The sequence below is a fragment of the Ensifer adhaerens genome, from assembly GCF_013283195.1.
GTDB lineage: Bacteria > Pseudomonadota > Alphaproteobacteria > Rhizobiales > Rhizobiaceae > Ensifer > Ensifer adhaerens_G.
Window position 1 is genome coordinate 2,624,432 of sequence record NZ_JABEKT010000001.1, and the last position, 19,326, is coordinate 2,643,757.

The 19,326-nt window shown below is 61.2% G+C and carries 15 protein-coding genes and 1 pseudogene; 5 read left to right on the top strand and 11 right to left on the bottom strand.

Annotated features, from left to right (window positions below; all coding sequences use genetic code 11):
- Positions 1 to 211 precede the first annotated feature (211 nt).
- Positions 212 to 712 (bottom strand): GNAT family N-acetyltransferase, encoded by a 501-nt coding sequence (locus LPJGGPFB_RS12485; protein WP_173420196.1) that lies wholly within the window; start codon positions 710 to 712, stop codon positions 212 to 214.
- Positions 713 to 859: 147 nt separating this feature from the next.
- Complete coding sequence (locus LPJGGPFB_RS12490) at positions 860 to 1,519, bottom strand: Asp/Glu racemase (RefSeq protein WP_173420197.1); 660 nt, start codon at positions 1,517 to 1,519, stop codon at positions 860 to 862.
- A 297-nt stretch (positions 1,520 to 1,816) separates the two neighbouring features.
- Here LPJGGPFB_RS12490 and LPJGGPFB_RS12495 point away from each other — a divergent pair, with 297 nt between their 5' ends.
- Together LPJGGPFB_RS12495 and LPJGGPFB_RS12500 are read left to right on the top strand one after the other, a co-directional pair.
- A complete protein-coding gene (locus LPJGGPFB_RS12495; RefSeq protein ID WP_173420198.1) occupies positions 1,817 to 3,571 on the top strand; it encodes an adenylate/guanylate cyclase domain-containing protein in 1,755 nt (584 codons plus the stop codon).
- 6 nt (positions 3,572 to 3,577) lie between these two features.
- Positions 3,578 to 5,749 carry a CHASE2 domain-containing protein gene (locus LPJGGPFB_RS12500; RefSeq protein WP_173420199.1) on the top strand — a complete coding sequence of 724 codons (2,172 nt, stop codon included), beginning with the start codon at positions 3,578 to 3,580 and terminating at the stop codon, positions 5,747 to 5,749.
- Positions 5,750 to 5,752: 3 nt separating this feature from the next.
- Here LPJGGPFB_RS12500 and LPJGGPFB_RS12505 read toward each other — a convergent pair whose 3' ends face one another.
- Together LPJGGPFB_RS12505 and LPJGGPFB_RS12510 are read right to left on the bottom strand one after the other, a co-directional pair.
- Positions 5,753 to 6,835 carry a FecR family protein gene (locus tag LPJGGPFB_RS12505; protein WP_173420200.1) on the bottom strand — a complete coding sequence of 361 codons (1,083 nt, stop codon included), beginning with the start codon at positions 6,833 to 6,835 and terminating at the stop codon, positions 5,753 to 5,755.
- A 169-nt stretch (positions 6,836 to 7,004) separates the two neighbouring features.
- Positions 7,005 to 7,442, bottom strand: a complete 438-nt coding sequence (locus tag LPJGGPFB_RS12510; RefSeq protein ID WP_173420201.1) for a GNAT family N-acetyltransferase — start codon at positions 7,440 to 7,442, stop codon at positions 7,005 to 7,007.
- A gap of 209 nt (positions 7,443 to 7,651) precedes the next feature.
- Here LPJGGPFB_RS12510 and uvrB point away from each other — a divergent pair, with 209 nt between their 5' ends.
- A complete protein-coding gene (gene uvrB, locus LPJGGPFB_RS12515; protein WP_173420202.1) occupies positions 7,652 to 10,636 on the top strand; it encodes an excinuclease ABC subunit UvrB in 2,985 nt (994 codons plus the stop codon).
- Between the two features lie 258 nt (positions 10,637 to 10,894).
- Here the strand turns inward: uvrB and LPJGGPFB_RS12520 are convergent, their stop codons facing one another.
- The 6 genes from LPJGGPFB_RS12520 to LPJGGPFB_RS12545 all read right to left on the bottom strand — a co-directional run bounded on the left by LPJGGPFB_RS12520 (position 10,895) and on the right by LPJGGPFB_RS12545 (position 15,769).
- Complete coding sequence (locus LPJGGPFB_RS12520) at positions 10,895 to 11,488, bottom strand: HEPN domain-containing protein (protein WP_173420203.1); 594 nt, start codon at positions 11,486 to 11,488, stop codon at positions 10,895 to 10,897.
- Positions 11,488 to 12,525 (bottom strand): DUF262 domain-containing protein, encoded by a 1,038-nt coding sequence (locus tag LPJGGPFB_RS12525; protein ID WP_173420204.1) that lies wholly within the window; start codon positions 12,523 to 12,525, stop codon positions 11,488 to 11,490. The genes LPJGGPFB_RS12520 and LPJGGPFB_RS12525 overlap by 1 nt, the downstream gene beginning before the upstream one ends.
- Before the next feature lie 319 nt (positions 12,526 to 12,844).
- Positions 12,845 to 13,042, bottom strand: a complete 198-nt coding sequence (locus tag LPJGGPFB_RS12530) for a hypothetical protein (RefSeq protein WP_173420205.1) — start codon at positions 13,040 to 13,042, stop codon at positions 12,845 to 12,847.
- A gap of 23 nt (positions 13,043 to 13,065) precedes the next feature.
- Complete coding sequence (locus LPJGGPFB_RS12535; protein ID WP_173420206.1) at positions 13,066 to 13,821, bottom strand: bestrophin-like domain; 756 nt, start codon at positions 13,819 to 13,821, stop codon at positions 13,066 to 13,068.
- Between the two features lie 299 nt (positions 13,822 to 14,120).
- Positions 14,121 to 14,843: an LssY C-terminal domain-containing protein gene (locus tag LPJGGPFB_RS12540; protein ID WP_173420207.1), complete on the bottom strand. Its 723-nt coding sequence runs from the start codon at positions 14,841 to 14,843 to the stop codon at positions 14,121 to 14,123.
- A gap of 356 nt (positions 14,844 to 15,199) precedes the next feature.
- Positions 15,200 to 15,769 (bottom strand): J domain-containing protein, encoded by a 570-nt coding sequence (locus tag LPJGGPFB_RS12545; protein WP_173421027.1) that lies wholly within the window; start codon positions 15,767 to 15,769, stop codon positions 15,200 to 15,202.
- Positions 15,770 to 16,581: 812 nt separating this feature from the next.
- Here LPJGGPFB_RS12545 and LPJGGPFB_RS12550 point away from each other — a divergent pair.
- Entirely contained in the window at positions 16,582 to 16,794 is a 213-nt protein-coding gene (locus LPJGGPFB_RS12550) for a cold-shock protein (protein WP_025427309.1), read from the top strand.
- A 183-nt stretch (positions 16,795 to 16,977) separates the two neighbouring features.
- Here LPJGGPFB_RS12550 and dusA read toward each other — a convergent pair whose 3' ends face one another.
- Positions 16,978 to 18,075 carry a tRNA dihydrouridine(20/20a) synthase DusA gene (gene dusA, locus LPJGGPFB_RS12555; protein ID WP_173420208.1) on the bottom strand — a complete coding sequence of 366 codons (1,098 nt, stop codon included), beginning with the start codon at positions 18,073 to 18,075 and terminating at the stop codon, positions 16,978 to 16,980.
- Positions 18,076 to 18,165: 90 nt separating this feature from the next.
- Here dusA and LPJGGPFB_RS12560 point away from each other — a divergent pair.
- Positions 18,166 to 19,229: pseudogene (locus LPJGGPFB_RS12560) on the top strand (tyrosine-type recombinase/integrase).
- The last annotated feature ends 97 nt before the right edge of the window (positions 19,230 to 19,326 follow it).

Consider the following 19,326-nt stretch of genomic DNA (forward strand, 5'->3'; position numbering starts at 1 on the left):
TCCTATCGACGGAATTCACCTCGTCGACCCTGTCTTTGGCCACGACCACCAGGCAAGGCAGGACGGGGCCGAATTAAGGTGTTTGTTTATATAAAAACAATATCTTAAACAGACATCTTCGCCATACACACGATCCTCGCCCGCAGGCCGATCCCACCGACGGCCGATCCCGGCATGTCCGTACGGCTCTTAGAAGCCGCATTGTGCGCCGCTAGACGTGCGGCAGCGCCATCAGCATCTCATCGAAATACTGCCCATCGACGCAAAGGGCACGCGCTTCCAACCCGTAACCGACAAAGCCGAGTTTGGAATAGAGCCGGATGGCTACGGCATTGGAGGAGACGACGGTCAACTGCAATTGCTCGACCTTGCCCCGGGCCTCGTCGATCACCGCCTCGACCAACCGTTGCGATACGCCGCACCCGCGCGCCGCCTCGAGCACATACATGCCCCAGAGAATACCCTTGTGCCTCGTCTTGATGGCGCTTGGGATCGTCAGGCCCGCGACACCCACAAGCGCGCCGACCGTATCGAAGGCACCGACGATCACGGCGACCGTCAACCGATTGGCAAACCAGTCGAGCGGCTGCTTCGCCTCATCTTCATAGGACGCACCGAACGACTCGGGATGGCGCTTAAGACCATCGAGGCGCAAGGCTCGGTAGGCGTCGACATCTCTGGCTTCGAGGCGGCGGAGTTGAAAGGAAGACATTCAGCGGTTCCGAAATCCGGTTCTGGGCGCACGATACTCTCCGCGTCGACCCAGCCCTGTCAACGCCAATCCGCACTATCAGAGCCGCACGAAGAACATTATATTCTCCTTCTAAACACCTGAATCAATTTTTAAATGCCCTGCTCGTCACTCGACCGTCGAGACCCGTTGTGCGATCCGTTCTAGCGCCGTGCGCAACCCTGCCTCCGGGCTCGTCAAAGGGGGCGGTCCTCGATGCACAAAGTCCGCCGCTCCCGCCATGGAGGCTTGAGCAAGGGCCACGATCGAAGCGCCATCGGCATAGGCGACGTCGCAAGCGCCAGCGATCGCAGCAAGATAGCCGTCGCGGTCACCCGCCTTGAACGAACTCCAGGCGCCGGCGACGAGGCGCACCTCGAGCGCCACCCCCCTGCGCTTCGCCGCCTCGGAAAACAATGCGGTGGTCGGAGCCACCGTCGTCTCGACGGCGCAGAGCGCCACGACCTTGCCACCGACAGCCGTCGCCCCTTCGGCAAGCGCCGCATCGATCCGCAACACCGGCACCGGCGTCGGACCAACAATCGCCGTACTGGGCCCGAGTGTCGAGCAGGTGAGGAGCACGGCATCGGCCCGCGCTGCCAGCGCGCTCAGCGCTGCGGCCGTCTCGCGGGCGATTTCGTCTGTGAGACCCCCAGCCCGTTCCGCGGCCTCAAGCAGGTCCGGCCGCACCGTGTGATGAAGCACGTCGCTTGCAAGCCCGAGTTTGCGCGCGGCGGCTTCAAAAACGGCGCAGTTGCTGTCGGCCGTATGCAGGCAGGCGATGATCAAGGTGTTTCCCTTCGTCGTGAGTTTCAGGCCACGCGCACGCGCCGCCAGCGTATCGGGATACCTTGCACGTTCCGCTGCCGGGCGAAACCGCGTTCGGGCGAGCCCACAACGCAAACTCTTCGTCGCCCCCAGCGCGCAATCCACGAGTGAAGGCCGTCTTGGCCCGCAAATGGCCTCAAAATCGGCGCAGCAATCGTTGGTTAGAGACGATCATGGCGTTTTCGCACTTCTAGATACACCTAATTTACGATACCCTTAATTTCCTCTAGCCATACGCCGCAGGAGGGGCTCGCCCCCTTGGAACGGAAGCTCGCAGTCATCCTCGCTGCCGATGTCGCTGGCTATAGTCGCCTCGTCGCGACCGACGAGGAAGGTACGCTTGCGACGCTTGGCACCTATTGCGCCACGATCGGCGATCTCGTCGCCGAGCATGGCGGGCGAATTTTCAGCACTGCCGGCGACAGCGTCGTTGCCGAATTCCACAGCGCCGTCCAGGCCGTGCGCGCCGCCGTTGCCATCCAGCGCGCCCTGCAACGCCGCAATGCCGATCTGGCGCCGGAGAAACGCATGGAGTTCCGCATCGGTATCAATCTCGGTGATGTCGTGGTCGAGGGCGCCAATCTGCTCGGTGACGGCGTCAATGTCGCGGCACGGCTGCAGCAGGTGGCTCGCCCCGCGGGCGTGTGTATCTCGGGTACACTGCATGACCAGATCGAGGGCAAGCTCGACTTCCCGATGGTCAAGCTCGGCGAGCAGACGCTGAAGAACATGCCGCGGCCGGTGCTCGTGCACAGTGTCGACTGGCGCGAGGATCCGACAGGCCCCGATTTGCCCGGAATGCCACTCCGGCTGCCGGACAAGCCGTCGATCGCCGTGCTTCCCTTCGTCAACATGTCCGACGATCCCGGCCAGGACTACTTTGCCGATGGGCTGACGGAAGACATCATTACCGGGCTCTCCCTCTGCCGCTGGTTCTTCGTCATCGCCCGCAACTCCTCCTTTGCCTACAAGGGGCGCGCGGTCGACGTGAAGCAGATCGGTCGTGATCTCGGCGTGCGCTATATCGTCGAGGGCAGCGTGCGCCGGTCGGGGAGCCGAGTTCGCGTCACCGGGCAGTTGATCGAGGCCGAGACCGGCGTGCATCTCTGGGCGCAGCGCTTCGATCGAGAGGTGGCCGACATCTTCGCCATCCAGGACGAACTGACACAGCATGTCGTCGCCGCGATCGAACCGGAAATCCTGATCGGCGAAAATCGCCGTGCGCTCCTGCGCGGCACCGAAAATCTCGACGCCTACGAATGCCACATGCGCGGCACGCTGCTGCACAACGCCCAGGACACGGCCGCGCATTTTGCCGAGGCGATCGACTGGCATCGCCGCGCGATCGCGCTCGACCCGGACTTCGGCCGCGCCCATATGATGCTGGCACGCTCGCTCTACGCCCGATGCTTCTTCGGCTTCAGCGACGATATCGATCGCGACCGGGCCGAACTGCTTGTCGCAGCCGAGCGGGCCATCGCGCTCGAAGACAGGGATTCCTATTCGCACTACGTCATGTGCCTTGCCAATTTCGCAGCCCGCCGCCCGCATGCGGCCGTTGCCGAGGCCCAGCAGGCTATCGATCTCAACCCCAATCTCGCGCTGGCCCATATGGCGCTCGGCTGGGCCCGCATTTTCGTCGGCCGTTTCGCCGACGCGCTCGATCCGCTGCACAAGGCACTGCGGCTGAGCCCGCACGATCCGCTGACCTACCTCTTCCTCAACCGGATCGCGCTTGCCCATTACCATCTCGGCAATTACGAGGAGGCGCAGCACCACGCCGAACGCGGGCTTCTGTTGCGGCGCACCTATTTCAACCTGGTCGTGCTGCTCGCCTGCCTCGGCCAGCTCGGACGCACCGAGGATGCCTGCAAGCTCGTCGACGAGGCCGTCGCCAACGCGCCCCTCGATCTTCCGGGCTACTGGCAGATCTTTACCGCCTATGTCGACCCCGCCGATTACGCGCATTTCACCGACGGGCTGCGCAAGGCGGGCCTGCCAGCCGTTCCGTGAGGCGCCATGACCCGTGCGCAACAGCTCGGCGTCGTGATCGGTCTGGCGGTCGTTGCAGTGCTGACATTGCTGCGCGCCAGCGACCCGCAGCTTCTGAAGCAAGGGCGCGACGTCACCTTCGATGAGTATCAACGGCTGTCCCCGCGCGCCTACGAGACCATGCCGGTCAAGGTCGTCGATATCGACGAAGCGTCGCTGCGCGCCTTTGGACAATGGCCCTGGCCGCGCGACAGGCTGGCGAAGCTGACCGACAGGCTGGTGGAGATGGGAGCGTCGGCGATTGCCTTCGACATCCTGTTTGCCGAACCGGACCGGCTGTCGCCGCGCAACGTGCTGCGCGACGTGCCCGAAATCGATCCATCGCTGCTTAAGCGCCTGCCCGACAATGACGAGGTCTTTGCCAGGTCGATCGCGGAAAGGCCTGTCGTCCTCGGCTTCGGGCTGACCAATGAAGGAAGCTACCTGCCGCCGGTCAAGGCCGGTTTCGCCTTTACCGGCGAAAGCCCCGTTGGTGCGCCGCCGCGCATCCGCGCCGCCACCCCGCTGCGGCCGCAACTGGAGAGCAACGCCGCCGGGCTCGGCCATATCAGCCTCAACCCCGGTGGCTCCTCGGCCGTCGTGCGTGCAGTGCCGTTGTTCCTGAGCGACGGCCAGCAACTCTACCCCAGTCTGGCACTGGAGGCGCTGCGCGTGGCACAAGGCGGCTCGACCTATGTGCTGGCCGGGGCGCCCGATGTGCCGGATACGCTGACGGCCGCCAAGATCGGGGATTTCGTCGTGCCGGTGACCGCTTCCGGCGAACTCTGGCTCTACGTCAGTCCTGATACGACCGAGCGCTATGTCTCCGCGCGGCGCGTTCTCGAGGATGCCGATGTATCCCCCGATATCGCTGCGGCGATCGAAGGCAGCATCGTCTTCATCGGCACCTCCGCCGCCGGCCTGCAGGACGTGCGCACGACGGCACTCGGCCAGAACGTTCCCGGCGTCTCGCTGCACGCCCAGATCGTCGAGCAGATCCTCTCCGGCCGCTATCTCTCGCGTCCGGACTGGGCCAACGGGCTGGAAATCCTGTCGATCGCGATTGCCGGCTGCCTTCTCGTGCTGCTGACGACCTTCGTCAGTCCCATCGTTGCGCTTGCCTGCGGCCTGGCAATCACGGCGCTGGCGCTCGTCACGTCCTGGGTTGCATTCTCCTATGCCGGCCTGCTGTTCGATCCGCTGGCGCCGATCCTGGCTGCATCCATCACCCATTTCTCGGCGACGGCATTCCGTTTCCTCGTTACCGATCGCGAGCGCCGCGAGGTCCGCCAAGCCTTCGGCCGCTATCTCTCTCCCTCGCTGCTCTATCGGATAGAGCACAACCGCAACGCCCTCAGGCTCGGCGGTGACGATCGCGAGCTTACCGTCATGTTCGTCGATGTGCGCAGCTTCACCGAGATGAGCGAGCGCATGGCACCAACCGATGTCGTTGCCTTTCTCAACACGTTGCTCGACGCACTCAGCCGGCATGTGATTGCCAACGAGGGTACGCTCGACAAGTTCATCGGCGATTCGATCATGGCCTTCTGGAACGCGCCGGTCGATGTCACCAACCATCCGCGCAAGGCGCTGCGTGCTGCACTCGGCATGCGCCAGACCTTGGCGCGGCTCAATGCCGACGACGCCTTCGGCTTCGGTGCGGCGCAGGAGGTCGGCATCGGCATCGGCATCCACACCGGGATCGCCTGCGTCGGCAACATGGGCGCCGAGACGCGTTTCAACTATTCGGCCGTCGGCGACACCGTCAACATCGCCGCCCGTATCGAGGCGGCGTGCAAGGATGTGAGCTTCGACATCCTGGTGTCGGAGGCGACAGCGCAGGCCCTGCCCGGCTGCGCATTGCTGGAAGCCGGCGCCCTGGGGCTGAAAGGAAAGACGACGCGGACCCGGCTGTTTGCCGTCGCCGGCGACGAAGACGTCGCCGCATCGCCCGATTTCGATGAACTGCAACGCCTGCATTCAAGACTGGTCGAAAACCTGCGTGTGCGCGCCTCGGCCAGCCGCAGCCTTGCCAACGCCGCCAAGCTCAAGGCAGCAGCCATCACGCCCGGCCTGGTGGCGTTCTACGGCAGGATCACCCGCCGCTCCGACCATTTCACAGAAACCCCAGCCGATCAGGCCAGCCGCATCGCCGAATAGCGATCAATCGTCGTCGTCGTTGTCGCTTCGATCGCGGTCGCGGTCGCGGTCGCGGCCACCATGGCGATCATTGTTGCCATTGCCATGATCGCGATCGGAACGCTCGCCGCTGTCGCCATCGTCGTTGCCGCCAGCGTGGCCGTCGTTGTCGGAGCCAGACGAGCCATGGTCGTCTTGCTTGCCTCCGCCGCCACCCTGCCCGTGATCCCCGTGATCGTCGTCATGATCCTTGTCGTGATGGCCGTGATCCTTGTCCCGGTCCGGCTTGTCGCGATCCGGTTTCTCATGATGGGGCTTTTCGTGATGCGGCTTTTCCGGTCTGGGTTTCTCCGGCTTGGGCTCTTCGCGCTCGATCGGCGCCTGCTGTTGCTCGATCTGCGCCGGCGGACGGGCGACATCATCGCGACGCGCGGCCTGCAATCCGCAGCCGGCACCGACGGCGCCGATCGTGCCGGAAAGCCTCTGGCCGCCGGAAAGGAAAGGCAGGGCCTGCGCATTGCCGAGGCTGCGCAATGTGCGCTGGCTGACGCGCGCCGCCTGGCTGACCCCACCACCGGGTGTGGCAACCACACAATCGCAGCGCCGCGTCAGTTGCCGGCACCCACCGGCGCCGCAAAAGCTGGCCGCACCGTTCAGCAGCACGACCGCAGTCGTGCCGTCGCGCCCCACATAGAAATCGAACGCCGTGCCACGCACGCCGATGGTGCCGGCGGGCGTGACGATCTCATAGGCGGAATGTTTGGATTTGCCGCTGACCCAGCGAAAGGTGCCTTTGGCGGCCGTGATCGTCAGCTTCTTCACCGACCTGGTGCCGTCGTAGACGAATTGGTCGATGACCACGGAAGACCCCCAGCCGACGGCGAGCTTGGTCCCGTCCTGGAAAACGAACTGACCAAGACCGGACTTTGACGTCCGGATTCGTTCGTCCCGGTAGACCGGGTCCCTGACCGCCAGCGGACCGCTCGCGCCGGACACTTCGGTCCTGATCGATACCGCTTGACCGACGGGTTCGGCCGCAAAGCTCGTGGCAGGGCAAAGAAGCATTGCACGAAAAGCGATAAGGGCGGCACCACTCAAACGCGACATGGCCCCCTCCAAACCACAATTGATATCATGCGTCAGGCTTGGGTGTCTTCTCGCCCATTCGGGGTAAGCTTCCAGCAACCAGAACTCGTAAGGGCTATCCAGCGCCACCCTGGACATCGGTCATGGCAATGCAGCCGCTCAAACGTGCCACTCGCAGCGGGCCGTTGGCTCAGAAGTCGAGCCGATGCGTGATCCCCGATTGCGCGGCAGGTAGAAGGCCCATCCTTTCCCAAAACGCACCGGCTTCGGCCGTGCCGGCATTCACGGTGACACAGGGGGCATGGTTGCGGGCATGCCCGAGCAGCCTGATCGCCAGCTCACGCCCCAGACCGAGGCCGCGGAACTGCGGGCGGACATAGAAGCGACGGAGCCGCAGAGCGGCTGGCACGCAGGGATCGGCGGTCAGACCGCCCAGTCCCGCGCAGGTCCCGGCCACGGCCGCCATCAGCAGGACCTCGCCGCGCCCATCGAAGCGCATGGCGCCTGACCCCCAATCCTTATGCAGCCGCTCGACAAATCGGTATCGCTCGGAGACGGCGTCGCGCCGCAGATCGTCGAAATCCTGAGGCAGGGACGATGTCGGCAAACAACGATCGATGACAAACATGCTTACCTCCTGCCATGCGCCGGCAAACGAGCTCGACGGCAATGACCTCCTATTTGCAAAGCGAACGCATTGGTAGCCGCGATCATCTGTCCTGTGATCCACTGGCGCCCGAAACGCTGAAAACGAGCCTCGGAAAATCCGGAAATTTCGTTTCCCTTTTGTACTCATTCCCCCTTTATTTTCGCCCTGACTCTGTCCATATTCCCGCCATGGCCCAGGATCCGAAGAAGTCTGCAAAAAATCCCCCGAAAAAATCGACAGTGCCCGGCGGCTTCGAGGAAGCCCCGCAGGCACCGCTGTCGGGAACCCCGCTCTCCGGCAATGTTTCCGATTGGGTGAAACAACTCGAGGCGGATGCCGAGGCCTCGGCCTTCGAGAGCCAGCGCGAGGTCGCCTCCAAGGCCGGCAAGCACCGCAAGAAGGTGGAGATCGCCGCTTCCAAATCCTCTAGAGGGACGTCGATGGGCGGGACAACCGACCCGAAGACGCGCGCCGCGGCGGGGCTCAATCCCGTCGCCGGCCTCGACGTCTCGCTTGAGGATGCCGACAAGCTGTCCAACTCGGGCGTCACCGCCACGGTGGAGGCGCTGTCGGCGCTGATCGAGAGCGGCAATCCGCTGTTCAAGGACGGCAAGCTGTGGACGCCGCACCGCCCTGCCCGGCCGCCGAAATCCGAAGGCGGCATCGAGATCCGCATGGTCTCCGATTACGAGCCGGCCGGCGACCAGCCGACGGCGATCGCCGATCTCGTCGAAGGCCTTGCCTCCGGCGAGCGCAGCCAGGTGCTGCTCGGCGTCACCGGTTCGGGCAAGACCTTCACCATGGCAAAGGTGATCGAGGCGACGCAGCGCCCCGCCGTCATTCTCGCGCCCAACAAGACACTGGCGGCCCAGCTCTATTCCGAGTTCAAGAACTTTTTCCCGGATAATGCGGTCGAGTATTTCGTTTCCTACTACGATTACTACCAGCCGGAAGCCTACGTGCCGCGCTCGGATACCTTCATCGAGAAGGAATCCTCGATCAACGAGCAAATCGACCGCATGCGCCACTCGGCCACCCGCTCGCTGCTGGAGCGCGACGACTGCATCATCGTCGCCTCGGTCTCCTGCATCTACGGTATCGGCTCGGTCGAAACCTATACCGCCATGACCTTCCAGATGAGCGTCGGCGACCGGCTCGACCAGCGCCAGCTGCTGGCCGACCTCGTGGCGCAGCAATACAAGCGCCGCGACATGGATTTCCAGCGCGGCTCTTTTCGCGTGCGCGGTGATACCATCGAGATTTTTCCGGCCCACTTGGAAGACGCGGCTTGGCGCATCTCCATGTTCGGCGACGAGATCGACGCCATCACCGAGTTCGACCCGCTGACCGGGCAGAAGACCGGCGACCTGAAATCGGTCAAGATTTACGCCAACTCGCACTATGTCACCCCGCGCCCGACGCTGAACGGCGCGATCAAGGCGATCAAGGAAGAGCTGAAGCACCGGCTGGCCGAACTGGAAAAGGGCGGCCGCCTGCTGGAAGCCCAGCGATTGGAGCAGCGCACCCGCTACGACATCGAAATGCTGGAAGCCACCGGCTCCTGCGCCGGCATCGAAAACTATTCGCGCTACCTTACCGGCCGCAATCCCGGCGAGCCGCCGCCGACGCTGTTCGAGTATATTCCCGACAACGCGCTTCTCTTCATCGACGAGAGCCACGTCTCCGTCAGCCAGATCGGCGGCATGTATCGCGGCGACTTCCGCCGCAAGGCGACGCTGGCCGAATACGGCTTCCGCCTGCCCTCGTGCATGGACAACCGTCCGCTGCGCTTCGAGGAATGGGACGCCATGCGCCCTGATACCGTCGCGGTTTCGGCCACCCCCGGCGCCTGGGAACTGGAACAGTCCGGCGGTGTCTTCGCCGAACAGGTCATCCGCCCGACCGGCCTGATCGATCCGCCGGTCGAAGTGCGCTCGGCAAAAACCCAGGTCGACGACGTCTTGGGCGATATCCGCGAGACGGCGGCTGCCGGCTACCGTACGCTCGTCACCGTGCTGACGAAGCGCATGGCCGAGGATCTGACCGAATATCTGCACGAACAGGGCATTCGCGTCCGCTACATGCACTCCGACATCGACACGCTGGAGCGCATCGAGATCATCCGCGACCTGCGCCTCGGCGCGTTCGACGTGCTCGTCGGCATCAACCTTTTGCGCGAAGGCCTCGACATTCCCGAATGCGGCTTCGTCGCCATCCTGGATGCCGACAAGGAAGGCTTTCTGCGCTCGGAAACCTCGTTGGTGCAGACCATCGGCCGCGCCGCGCGCAACGTCGACGGCAAGGTCATCCTCTATGCCGACCAGATCACCGGCTCAATGCAGCGCGCCATGGACGAAACCAGCCGCCGCCGCGAAAAGCAGATGGCCTACAACGAGGCCAATGGCATTACGCCGGAATCGGTGAAGGCGAAGATCTCCGACATCCTCGACTCGGTCTACGAGAAGGACCACGTCCGCGCCGACATCTCCGGCGTCGCCGGCAAGGGTTTTGCGGACGGCGGCCATCTCGTCGGCAACAATTTGCAGGCGCACCTCAACGCGCTGGAAAAACAGATGCGCGACGCCGCCGCCGACCTCGACTTCGAAAAGGCCGCCCGCCTGCGCGATGAGATCAAACGCCTCAAGGCCGCCGAACTCGCCGCCATGGACGACCCGATGGCACGGGAAGAGGCGCGGTCGCAGGAAGGCACGACTGGCAAAGGCAAGGGCTCAGCAAGGTCGCAGGCGAGCAGCAAGGGTGCCGCCTCCTCCCCGTCCCCGTCTTCGCCGTCCTCCACGTCACCGTCATCCTCGGGCTTGACCCGAGGATCCACCGCCAAGGACGATACGTCTCTGTTCCAGAAACCATCGCTCGACGACATGGGCCCGGGCACCGACACTGAACGCCCGCTGTTCCGCAAGCCCGACCTCGACGAAATGGGCCGCGACGTGGCGACCCCGGTCGGCCGCAAGGATGCCGAGGGCCAAAGCCTCTTTCGCAAGAACAGCCTCGACGAAATGACCGTCGGCCGCACCGAAAAACCCGTCACCGGCAAGGTGCCCGACAAGCCCCTCATCCGCGCCAAACCGGGCGTCGGATCCTACGAGGACCCGATCGACGAGAAGCGGCAGAAGGGGCGGACGAAGGGGAAGACGGGGCGGCCGGGGCGGTAGGTCTTAGGAAGACTGGGCGCTCAGGCCCGCAATACGGCGAGCCATCCTGTGAAAGAGAGCCCAGCGCAATCTCCCCCCTTTATGTGGGAGATGTCCGCTAGGACAGAAGGGGTCCCAAAAGCCCGATCTCGACGAACGGAGCTGTGAGTGCTTCCGGATCCGCTCCAAAGAACGATCGTATTTCGCCTGGGACACCGGAGCGGCAGCCAAGTTAACAAGCTAATCTTCTTGCGCACGTAAACGGCAAAAAAATCAGACCTAAGCACCAATCAATTCTTTCGCACTTCCTGATATGCTTTCAATATACTTCACAAAAAAGGAAATATAGTTCCTAACGTCAGTTAGAGAGACATCATTTGCTTCATCATTGTGATGAACTATATTGTTGCGCTTTTCGACGACGGCGCCAACAATTCCCTTAACGGCATCGAAATCACCGCTCGCGCTGATATCACATCCCAGGAGCTCGAACAGTTTGATTGCCTTCCATGGGTTGGCCGAAAGCTTCTCACTCACAGCTTTCTCATCAATATTCAGCAAAAACCTATCATACTTCGAGTGCTTCTTTCCATCAAAACCATCCCTATGGACACTCCAAGCAATGATATTATTGGATACGTTAGTAGATGAAAGCCTTTGAGACATCGTTCGAACGATGACCATCGCAGTATCCTTCAGGCATGCTTCAGTTATTGCGCAAAGATTTATCAGATACGACTTGGTGTAGAAGTTTATATTATCCGCGAAAAGTCGATCCGGCGGCTCCGATAGAACCCTTTGCTCAGTGCGCTCAATAATTTCCGCTAGCTTGCTCAGCTGACTGGCATAGAGTTGCAAAACCTGAGCGGGCATCACACCAACGCCTTATCCAAAAGAGCATTCCAAAGCTCTGTACGACGCGCGATTGAAGCCTTCATTTGCAAGCCACCAGAGGTCGCTTTTTTGAAATCAGGGGAAGCGCATAGCTCTTTATATGCCTCTACAATACCAACTCGGTGCTTCTCTAAGTTCTCCTTGCTGTGCGCTACTAAAGTCTGCATCAGTAGATCATAATAGACCATCCCCTGACGCCGCCTTGCCTTGTTCATATCTACAAACAGTTCGCCGCCAAATACTACCTTGCATTTTTCTAATGCATCAAGGAAATGCAACCTTCTCGCTTTGACATCATCGACTGAAGACTCGGCATTAGTCTCCATGAATTCGTCAAGAAACTCTCGCAAATTATTCTTGTAATCCGCAGATCTTTCTCTGAAGGCAAAGAACCTCAAGACCTGCTCCTCCCCTTCCCTGCTGTCCTTTACTTTTTCTCCGTTCGCACCGACACCGAAATTCTTTATTTCCTCGACTTCGGATAGCTCTTTCAAAAGTTCGTCCAAGGCACCAGGGTACAAGGCATGCCTTATCTCTTGGTCGGACAGCTTAACGGCCCCTTGATTTAGACGTGAAAAAATCTCCCTCACGAGCTTCTTTGGATTTTCTTTCCTGAGGACAATACATCTTATAGTGGTAGCCTCCAACTCTGACTTCAGTGAGCCAAGTTCCGAGAATCTTCTCCCCTCAAGTTCCTTGAAGGTCGTCAGACCCTCCAATGCAAAATCATCGTTAAAAAACTTCATTATTGTTGTGATGCGCTGAACCCCATCAATGACCATGTGGCGCGATTGTTCATCCTCGGCGAAGTAGCAGGATGGCAAAGGAATGCGCATCAAGCACGACTCTATGAACTTCGATGACCTTTCCCAACCCTCTTTGTCCCACTTGTAGGCACGCTGAAAGTCCGGATTGAGAATTAGTTTGTTGGCCTTCACGCGCGAGACAAGCGTTTCAAAAGGATAGTCAATTGGATAAAGATTTAGTGTCTTTCCATTGCCCGAATTACTATCCATATCGTAAGGCCTTTCGCGATTCGTTCGAACTCAGAAAGCTCTTATCAGAATCTGGCAGATTCAACGAGAGGTCGAGTTTAGGTATGTCACAGCGTGACCTAGTTCCCACGTCCCTGCCAAGATCGCGCTCATCGCTGCCAACTATTATGTGACGTCTCCATAGGGAGCGTCGCGTTTCGATTACGCCTTGAAACAAGCCTCCGTCAGGCGGCTCTATTTTGTTAAGTGCTCGCTGGCGGCAATGTCATGGATAGCTCTAATGACCCATTCCGACAGCCCCACCGATGCCTTTGAGCCGCGTTCTGCGATCACCCAGACACTAATCGAGCGCGGCTAAATCAGCCAAGTGACCGACCTCAAGGGCGTCGACAGCGCCCTTGAGGCCTGCATCGTGCCCGCTTATGCCGGCTTCGACGCTACCGCCGACAGCCTGCATGTCCGCCATCTCGTGCCGATCATGGCGCTTCGCGCGGCTGCAGCAGGCCGGCCACCGGCCTATAGTGGTGATCGGCGGCATTCGCCCATCACCTCTCGCCTCCTCTACACCTTCATCTCCGCCAGCGCCCGATGCAACGGCGCATCCGAAATCTGGATGGCACCGGTGAACGGGATGTCCATGTCGAGCACGATGAAGACCGAGCCGGCGATGAACAGGGCTGAAACCAGGAACATGGCGACAACCGCGGCATTTTGCGGGGCGCGGTAGCCGAAGCTCGCGAAGACCAGCGTCATCCATGCGATCAGCATGCCGATGACAGGCATCGGGATCGCACCTTCCGATTGCTCGACGATCGTCCAGCGTTGATCGACGATGCGGTTATACTGCTCGCGTGCTTCTGCCAGCATGGATTCATGGAGGCTGTCGGCCGGCTGGATGGACGCAAGGCTGTTGCCGACAGTGTCCAGCCGCTGCTGTCCGGCGTTGCGCGCTTTATGCAGCGCATCGTTGACGCGCTCGGGGTTGGCGATCGCCGCCTCCACATAGGCGATCAGATATTGCCGGGCATCGTTGCCGGCGAGGCCATAGCTCCGGAGCGTGCGGTCGAGCAGGATCAGGTTGGTGGCAAAGGAATGCACATTGTCGTCGATGCCCTCGAAGGTGTTCTTGGCCGAATTGATCATCAGGCCGAAAACCAGCGACGCCATGACGACAAAAATGTTGGCGACGAGCCGCACCACAGTATTGGTATCGTCGTCACGATGCCGCGCGTGCAGCTTGGGGTAGACATGCATCATGCCGAGCGCCGCGACACTCAGGCAGAGGAAGGCGGCAACGGCAATCAAGATCGCACTCATTCCAGCCCCGCTCCTGCTGCGCCGCCGCCCTCTGGGTCGGGGCAAATCAACGTCCCCTGCTGCGTGTTTCTATCCCTAAATGCTATTCGATTTACGGGTAGAAACATGCAGCAGTTCAAAGTGCTACAGCGCCGCGCGTCCAACAAGACGCGCGGCGCTGTAGGATAGGACCTTTGGCGATGCGCGCAACGCCCTCGCGCGCCGAACCTTCGCAATGTCGGATCCAGCGGCCGCTCGAAATTAAGGGCAAGACATTGCTGCCGGGGCCGGATCATCGCCTGGCGATTGCCGGCCTCACCTTAGTTGCCGCCGCTGGCCGTCGCCTGCCCCAGCACCCCCACCAGCGCCTTGCCATCGGTGAAATAGGGATCGCCGCCGCCGTTACGGCCGGTCTTGGTCGCACCGATGCCGGGGATCTCGTAGGTCGATGCGATCTGCCCGGCCTTCTGCAGGTCTGACATCACCAGGTTTCGCTCCGCGTCCAGATCCGGGCCGATGTGGTGGGTGATCTGGCCCGTGTCGTGGCTTAAGCCGACGCCGCGGTCGAAGCTGGCCGAACCGAGCCAGAGCGACCCGCCGCCCTCCGCGGGCTGGTTGCTCAACCAGAAGCGCACATGGTTGCGCTCGTCGGCGCTTTTGCCGACCGGCTTTTCGAACGCCAGATCCTGTTTCCGCCCCTCGAAGAACAACGGGCTGACCGGCGCATCGAGGTCGGGCCGATCCAGCACCACGCTCAAGCCGATATCGACAGATGAGCGGAGCGTGACCTTGTCGGCCGGATCCCAGCCCGCGGCCGCAAAGGCGCGGATAACCTGCTCCTTCGAACCGACGAGGCCGACATTGATGGGGTCGCCGGGGATATCCTGTTCCGTGGTGGTCACCATGGGGCTGAGACTGTCAATCCGGCTGCGGTCGCGGAAAAGCCAGAGGTCCGGCAGCAGGAAGTAGCTGATCAGCAGATAGGCTACGAGCCCGGCGGAAAGGGCGCTCAACACTGCACGAAGTTTGCTGTGGCGGGTCATATGCGTTCACCTCGATCCCGGTGCGGCGATATCAGCTAAACCCGATACGGCCCGGAAAGCAACGGGGCGGCAAACGTGCAATCCCGCCCGCACCAAGCGGGATCGACGGGCTTTCAATCGCGGGGTCAATCGGCTGCAGCGCCGCGCATCAAGTGCGACATGCAGACGCCACCGTAACACTTTCTATTTCCTGAAGAATTCTCTCATCAAATCGATCCGGGCCCAAGGAATTATGCAGGATCGGCAGACCGGCGACGGGCGTCAGGTCCCGAACGGCCGACAGCTCGACCAGGAACGCGCAGCGCCTCTGCCGCAAGTTGCTACCGCGCCGCTTGTCGACAGGATGCGCGCTGCCTCTACTCCGCCGCGTGCGCCTTGGCCTCCAGCGCCTCCAGCTCGTAGGAGTAGCCTTCCAGCATTTCATAGGCCTGCTCGATGGTCTTGATCTGCTCCTCGGTGGTCTTGATCGCCTCGGCGATCGAGCGGGAGCGCGCGCGCAGCATCGAGCCGAGCACGTCTGTCTCCGGCCGTCGGCCGAGACGGTCGAGGTGTTTTCGCACCCGGGCGCGGTGACGCTCCAGTTCGAGGATATGGAAGCGGCTCTTGACGATATCGTCGGAGAGTTTGCGGCGCATGGCGGCAACGGGATCGAAGCTGCCGGGCTCGCGCTCGTCGAGGATGAAGTCGTTGACCAGCGTCTCAAGCATCATCAGGCCCTTGAGGTCGCGCGGCTCGGCGAGCTGCGGATCGTAGCCTGTGTCGTCAAAGACCTTCCGGCGCACCGGGTCCTTCAGGAGTTCATAGACCGCCTGCAGCCGGGCAAATTGCTCCGCATCGCCGCCAGAGTCGGGATGGGCCGCCTTGGCCGCCTTGCGATAGGCCGTGCGGATGGTCTGGTCGTTCGCGTCGCGGTCTACGCCAAGCATCTCGTAGGGATCGATCACGCTGCCCCCTGTTCGTCTTGCATTCCGATTTCTCCGCTTGACCTAACGCACGTACCGGAAGACCGGAACCAATCACCGGTAAAGCCTGCGCGTTATCCCAAACATGTTCAAGTGCTGATGCGATGTGAAAGGGATCAGCGTCGCACACCGCCGCCGCTCATCGGGGCGATACCCGTCCGTCGCGGCGGCGCGCACGTTCGATCGTGGTCGGGACGAAATTGTGGTGAGAAACGGGCCTTCCCCGATTTTTACGCGCCACGCGCGCGCCGAGCGGGAGCCGAAGGGACGCACGGCCGCTCGTGGGATCGCAACCGGTGGCAGCCACCCGGGCGGCAATCATGGACTCTTCAGTCACATTCGGCATCGTCACTCGATATCCCCCGGACGTTGGACCATGTTGCCGACGCTCGAGAAGAAAGGATATTGCGTGGCGGATACCGCAGCTCGCCACGCCTGCTCAGGCCAGTGCTCGCGCCGCGTGCGGCCGCCCGTCCAAAACCCCTGAGAATGCTGTGGTTGGCGGCTCATTTTCCCGAAATATGCCGCGCGAATGGCTCTTGCCTTTTTTTGCAAATACTGTCACTGCTGCTACCGTTCGGGCGTTTTCAATCCCGGAGACTGGACTTTCTCTTTTGTGCCCGGCTTGCCGGGCCGGCCGGAAGCGGCAAATGGACGTTCTTTCCCCGTTATCGTGACTACTCGACGCCTATCCGCTTGCATGCGGAAGACGACACACCCACATCCTCACGGGGGCGCGGGTATAGCTTTAAGACTGAAGGAAAAGGACTTCTTCCATGGCCACTAAGGGCACCGTAAAATTCTTCAACCAGGACAAGGGTTTTGGTTTCATCACGCCGGACGGCGGCGCTAAGGACGTATTCGTCCACATCTCCGCTGTACAGGCCGCTGGCCTTGCTACGCTGAAGGACGGCCAGGTTGTCACGTTCGACACCGAAGCTGACCGCATGGGCAAGGGCCCGAAGGCCGTCAACATCCAGGCTTCGTAAGCCGGATCGTCCGACTGGACTTTTGGAAGCGGCGCTCCCTCGGGGGCGCCGTTTTCGTTTTGGGCTGATCGTTTTCTGCTGCCGCTGCGCAGATATCACCGGCGACGCAAGCCTCGACGGCTCAACCGCTGCGACGCTCACGCCTGCAGTCGATCAAGCGGCGTGCAGCCTCGATCAAAAGGCCTACTCCGCCGCCTGCTTGGTTGCGGCCGCTTCGAACACCGCGTCGAAGGCCGCATGAATGACCTCAGGTCCAGCGCCTTGCCGCGTGGCGTCGGACGACAGGATCTGGCGATAGCGCCGCGCGCCCGGCCAGCCCTGGAACAGCCCGACCATATGCCGGGTGACATGCGCAAGCCGCCCGCCATTGGCAATGTGGCCGCTCGCATAGTCGGCCATGACATCGCGTATCTCTGCCCAGAACGACAGGTCCAGCCGATGGCCGCGCTCGGAGAAGTCCACGCCCTTGTGGTCGAGCGCCGCCGCGCCGGTGAGCGGATGCGGGAAGAAACCATCGACCGCCGTCAGCATGGCGCTGTCGTGATAGGCGGCGCGGCCAAGCATCACGCCATCAAGCCCTTTCATTTCCTCAAGCGACTGACTCAAAGTCTGAAGTCCGCCGTTGAGACCAATGAAAAGATTAGGATTTTCGAGTTTCAATTGATGAACGAGAGCGTAGTCGAGCGGTGGGATGTCGCGGTTCTCCTTGGGCGACAGTCCCTGCAGCCACGCCTTGCGCGCATGCACCCAGACAGCGTCGGTTCCCGCGTCCGCGACACGCGACACCAGATCGCGAAGGGCCACTTCCGGATCCTGCTCGTCGACGCCGATGCGGCACTTCACCGTCACCGGGACGCGAACCACCGCCTTCATCGCTGCCACGCATTCCGCCACCATGCCGGGCTCCTGCATCAGACAGGCGCCAAAGGTCCCGGATTGCACCCGGTCGGATGGGCAGCCGACATTCATGTTGATCTCGTCATAACCGAACTCTTCGGCAATGCGCGCAGCCTCGGCCATCTTGCGCGGATCGTTACCGCCAAGCTGCAGCACCAGCGGATGCTCCGAGGCATCGTAGCCGAGCAGCTTGTCGCGATCCCCCCGCAGAATCGCGTCCGCGACGATCATCTCGGTATAGAGCAGCGCATGTTGCGAAAGCCGGCGCGCGAAAAAGCGATAGTGCCGGTCGGTCCAATCCACCATAGGGGCCACAGCGAAAATAGGCCCCTTGCCATACAGGCTGTTGCCCGATTTTTCAGGCATTTGCGGCAATTCTTGCATGTCTGATTAGGTCTCGTTTATTGTCTTTTTCGTCCGTTTCGCTCGTGCTAATGCTACGCCGTAGCACCGAAGCAAGGCTTGTAGCACCGCATGGGAACCATATCAGAGCGAAAGCGCCGGAACGGAACAAAATCTTATACCGCGCAGATCAGGCTAAAGCGAGATGGCAAGGTAGTGCACACTGAGGCACAGACGTTCGATCGAAGGCCGGCAGCCGCAGCATGGCTCAAGAAACGCGAGAGCGACCTAGCACAGCCGGGCGCGCTGGACAATCTGCAGAAGCCCGCTGTGTCCCTTGCGGATGCGATCGACAAATACAAGACAGAGAGCGTCAAGACGATCGGCCGGACCAAGGCTCAAGTGCTGGAGAAAATAAAGACCGAATTTGCCATAGCAAACATGCAATGTGAGGACATCGGCAGCGCGGACATCGTCGCGTTCGCAAAACAACTTTCCGACGGGCGAGAGCCGCAGACAGTCGGCAACTATATCTCGCACCTGGCAAGCATATTCTCGATCGCGAGGCCGGCAGAAAGGCCATCGAGGACGCGCAGACGGTACTCAGAAAGCTAGGCCTCATCAGCAAATCAAAAACGCGCGACCGCCGGCCGACGCTTTCCGAACTAGACGTCTTAATGGACCACTACGGCGACCGAGAGGCCCGAACGAAGGTATTGCCCATGCGGCGCATTATTGCGTTCGTACTCTTCTCGACGCGGCGGCAAGAGGAAATCGCTCGCATGAGGTGGGTCGACTTCGAAGAGGAACACGGCCGCGTTCTCGTAACCGATATGAAGAATCCCGGCGAAAAGATTGGCAACGACGTGTGGTGCGATCTGCCTGCTGAGGCGATCAGAATCATCAACAGCATGCCAAAGACGTCCGACAGGATCTTTCCGTACGAAGCTAGGACGATCAGCTCATCATTCACACGCGCGGCAGCGCTACTCGACATTGACGATCTGCGTTTTCATGACCTTCGCCATGAGGGCGTTTCCCGCCTATTCGAAATGGGCTGGAATATCCCACACGTCGCCACCGTTTCCGGCCACCGGTCTTGGACCTCCCTGAAACGATACTCCCACATCAAGCAACGTGGCGACAAATACGAAGGCTGGAAGTGGCTGGACATCGTTGCACCAGCTGTCACTTGAATGTGCGGATACACTCTCCTTTGGTAAGGGAGAGGCCGAGAGTTCAAATCTCTCTTGCTGCACCATTCTTCCCCAACGAAATCATATAATTAAGCCA